This window comes from Streptomyces sp. NPDC058534, assembly GCF_042717365.1.
In the GTDB taxonomy this organism is placed as follows: domain Bacteria; phylum Actinomycetota; class Actinomycetes; order Streptomycetales; family Streptomycetaceae; genus Streptomyces.
Map to the genome: position 1 here is coordinate 18,418 of NZ_JBHXNW010000115.1, position 3,514 is coordinate 21,931.

Below are 3,514 nucleotides of genomic sequence, written 5' to 3' on the forward strand. Positions count from 1 at the left end.
GGATCAAGCGCACCACCCCCCGCAGCGGCATCACGAGACGGACTCGGCTGATCGCCGTATCCACCGGCCTCGGGGGCGGCGCCCCCCCAGCGCGCCCCCCCCCCTCCCCCGCGCCCCCCGGCCGCGCGGCCGGCGGGCCGGCGCCCCCACGACTCGTCCACCGCGCGGTCCTTCGGCCCCGGCGAGTACGCGCCCACCGACGCAAGAGGAAGCCCCGACCGCGACGGGGGAATCACGGCCGGGGCGGCTTTGAGGTGTGGGTACGAATGGCGGTCGCCTCTCGGCGACAGGCTCCACGGTCTGTTCAACGGGGCGGCGGCGGCCGGTGTTCCACCCTCTGTGGCCATTTGGGGTGATGTGTGTCACTGCTCCGAGGGCTCGGGCACGATCTCCGCCCACAGGTTCTCCGCCTGGAGCAGCAGCGTGCCGAGGACCGCGGTCCGGGCCGCCCCCTGACCGGCGTGCTCCCGCAGCCCCTCCTGCAACCGCCGGTGCAGTTCCTCCATGGTCATCTCCGTCTCGTCCCGCGGCCGGGGCTCGGCGGCCTCGCCCAGCAGCCGTGCCGCCTCGGTGTGGCAGGCGTCGCCGATCTGCCGCAGCAGCCGTGCGTACAGGTCCAGCGTCGGCCCCTCGGGCGGGGCGGGGGTGCGCTGCTCGTCGCCCGCGACCGCCAGCGTCCGGGTCAGCGCCGTGATGTTCCCGGTGACGCGGCTCCAGCGCTGGTCCTCGTCCTCGGGCGGGACGGTGCGGGGTACGCGGCGCGGCCCGCGCAGCCGGCCCGGGGTCAGCCGCAGGCTCTCCCTGCTCCAGGACCGCGCCGAGTACAGCGCCTCCAGCCGCCGCTGGAGCCGGGCGGCGTCGCTCGACCAGGCGGCGCCGCTCTGCCCGTCCCACTCGTCCTCCCGCAGGCCGTCGGCGAGGGTGTGCAGGATGTCGCCCGACTCCCGGGCCAGCGCCGCCAGGTTCTCCCGCACGTCCCGCAGGTGGATCGGCGGCAGCACGAAGGCGTTGACCGCCACGCCGATGACCGCGCCGAGCGCGGCCTGTCCCACCCGGTGGCCGACCGCCGCCGCCGAGACCGCCGTACCGGACGCCAGGACGAACACCGCGGTGGTGGCCGCGTACACGCCCTGCTGCCCGAAGCGCGACCAGTTCGCCATCAGCATCAGCACCGGCAGGGACAGCACCAGTGCCCCCGTGGTGTCGTCCGTGATCGCCTGGGCGGCCGACGCGAGCAGAGCCCCGGCGCAGATCGCGGTGAACTGCTGACCCGCCTGCCGCACCGAGCTGTAGACGGTGGCCTGGACGAGGACGAGCGCCACCCACGGCGCGATGAGGGCCATCGGATCGTCCAGCCAGACGCCCGCCACGGTCCAGGCCAGCAGAGCCGCGCCCGCCGCCTTGAGGGACTGGACGACCAGATCGCGTTCGCGTCCCGGGCCCTGCCAGGCGTCCCGGCAGGCCCGTGCCGCAGCACACGCCTCCCACCACACCGCGGCCACCGGCCGCCGCCCCCGGAACAGCTCCCGGGCCTTACGTGTCACCGCTGTCATGCGGCGCCGGGTGTCCGCGCGACCTGTCGCCACGCCACCGAGTGAGCCACGACACGGCGCCTCACGCGAACGGGCTCCGCTCCAGAGAGGCCAGCAGGCCGGCCGGGTCGGCGTAGACCGCGTCCGCGCCCGCCTCCACCAGGTCGGCGCGGGGCAGCCCGCCGCACAGCAGCGCGACGCAGCGCACCCCGGCGCGGCTGCCGGCGCGCATGTCCCACACGGTGTCGCCCACGAAGACCGCCCGCTCGGCGGGCGCCCCGGCCAGCTCCAGGGCGTGCTCGACCGGCTCCGGTGCCGGCTTGCCGGCCTCGACGTCGTCGGCGCTCGCGGTGGCGGTGATCGCGTCGTCCGCGTCGATCGCCCGCCGCAGCGCGCCCAGCTCCGGCCCGCCGGCGGAGGTGGCGAGCACCACCGTCCAGCCGTCGCCCGCCAGACGGCGCAGCAGGTTCCCGGCGTCGGGCAGGGCGGGCAGGCGGTCGAAGTACTGTCCGTACAGCGCCTTGTGCGCGGCGCTCAGCTCCGCGTCCCGGTCCCTGTCCCGGTCCTCGCCCAGCAGATGCGCCACGAGGTCGCCGGAGGGCAGGCCGACGGCCCGGTGCACGGCGTGCATCGGCACCAGGTGCCCCGCCTGCCGGAACGCCTCCCACCAGGCCGTGACGTGCAGGTGGTTGGTATCGACGAGGGTCCCGTCGACGTCGAACACGGCTGCGCGTTCCATGCGCCCTCACTCTCCGGCCGCTCGCGGTCCCCGGCCGCCCGGCGGGTACCACGTCAGCCGCCGGCCACGCCGGACGGCGTACGGCCCTCCCGCGTCCAGGCCAGCAGCTCGTCCAGGGACCAGGTGGTGACCACCCGTTCGGGCGGCACCCCGCACTCCTCCGCCCGCGCGCACCCGTTGATCTGCCAGTCCAGCTGGCCGGGCGCGTGCGCGTCGGTGTCGACCGAGAACAGCACGCCCGACGCCACCGCCCGGCGCAGCAGCCGCCGCGGGGGATCGAGGCGCTCGGGCCGGCTGTTGATCTCCACGGCCGTGCCGGACTCCGCGCAGGCGGCGAACACCTCGTCGGCGTCGAACTCGGACTCGGGCCGGCGCCGCCCGGTCAGCAGCCGCCCGGTGCAGTGCCCGAGGACGTCCGCGTGCGGGTCGCGCACGGCCCGCACCATGCGGCGGGTCATGGCGCGGGCGTCCATCCGCAGCTTGGAGTGCACGGACACGACCACCACGTCCAGCCGCTCCAGCAGCTCCGGCTCCTGGTCCAGCGAGCCGTCCTCGAGGATGTCGCACTCGATGCCGGTCAGCAGCCGGAACGGCGCCCAGGTCTCGTTCAGATCGGCCACCACGTCCAGCTGCTCGCGCAGCCGCTCGGGGGACAGCCCGCGCGCCACCGTCAGCCGCGGCGAGTGGTCGGTCAGGGCCGCCCACTCGTGGCCGAGCGCGGCGGCCGTGTGGCCCATCTCCTCGATCGGGCTGCCGCCGTCGGACCAGTCGGAGTGCAGATGGCAGTCGCCGCGCAGCAGCTCACGCAGCGCCTCGCCGCCCTCCGGGCGCGGGGCCTCCGGCTCGCCCTCCAGCTTCTCCAGGTAGCCGGGCGTCCGCCCGGCCAGCGCCTCGCGTGCCACCTGCGCCGTCTTGGGGCCGATGCCCTTCATCGACTCCAGCGACCCGGCCCGCTCGCGCAGCTCGTCGGCGCTCAGACCGCCGAGCACCCGGGCGGCGGTGCGGAAGGCGCGGACCCGGTAGGTGGGCGCCTGGGACCTTTCCAGGAGGAACGCGATCCGCTCCAGTGCCTCGACGGGCTCCATCGGCACCTCCTCCCGCGACCTCCTCCGGCACGTCCAGGGTTCCCCAGCGCCCCCGGACCCGCACCCCGGGCCGGGGGGGGGGGGGGGCGCGGGGGGGGGGGCGGCGGCGGCCCGCCGCGCCCGCGGCGGGGCGCCTGCGGGCGGGCGCGGGCGGCGCT

At 76.4% G+C, this 3,514-nt stretch carries 3 protein-coding genes and 1 pseudogene; 1 reads left to right on the plus strand and 3 read right to left on the minus strand.

From position 1 onward, the window contains the following. Window positions 1-2: 2 nt before the first annotated feature. Window positions 3-98: pseudogene (locus tag ACFWR9_RS40000) on the plus strand (serine protease); the annotation flags it as partial. Window positions 99-362: 264 nt separating this feature from the next. Here ACFWR9_RS40000 and ACFWR9_RS40005 read toward each other — a convergent pair. From ACFWR9_RS40005 to ACFWR9_RS40015, 3 genes are all read right to left on the minus strand, one after another. Beyond that, window positions 363-1,553: an aromatic acid exporter family protein gene (locus ACFWR9_RS40005; RefSeq protein ID WP_383851798.1), complete on the minus strand. Its 1,191-nt coding sequence runs from the start codon at window positions 1,551-1,553 to the stop codon at window positions 363-365. 61 nt (window positions 1,554-1,614) lie between these two features. Then, a complete protein-coding gene (locus ACFWR9_RS40010; protein ID WP_383851801.1) occupies window positions 1,615-2,271 on the minus strand; it encodes an HAD family hydrolase in 657 nt (218 codons plus the stop codon). Window positions 2,272-2,324: 53 nt separating this feature from the next. Next, on the minus strand, window positions 2,325-3,356 hold the full coding sequence (locus ACFWR9_RS40015) for a PHP domain-containing protein (RefSeq protein WP_383851803.1): 1,032 nt from the start codon (window positions 3,354-3,356) through the stop codon (window positions 2,325-2,327). Window positions 3,357-3,514: the final 158 nt, after the last annotated feature.

Bases quoted from the DNA above. Each gene is read 5' to 3' on its own strand.
- ACFWR9_RS40005 (WP_383851798.1), bottom strand. From the start codon at position 1,553: ATGACAGCGGTGACACGTAAGGCCCGGGAGCTGTTCCGGGGGCGGCGG.
- ACFWR9_RS40010 (WP_383851801.1), bottom strand. From the start codon at position 2,271: ATGGAACGCGCAGCCGTGTTCGACGTCGACGGGACCCTCGTCGATACC.
- ACFWR9_RS40015 (WP_383851803.1), bottom strand. From the start codon at position 3,356: ATGGAGCCCGTCGAGGCACTGGAGCGGATCGCGTTCCTCCTGGAAAGG.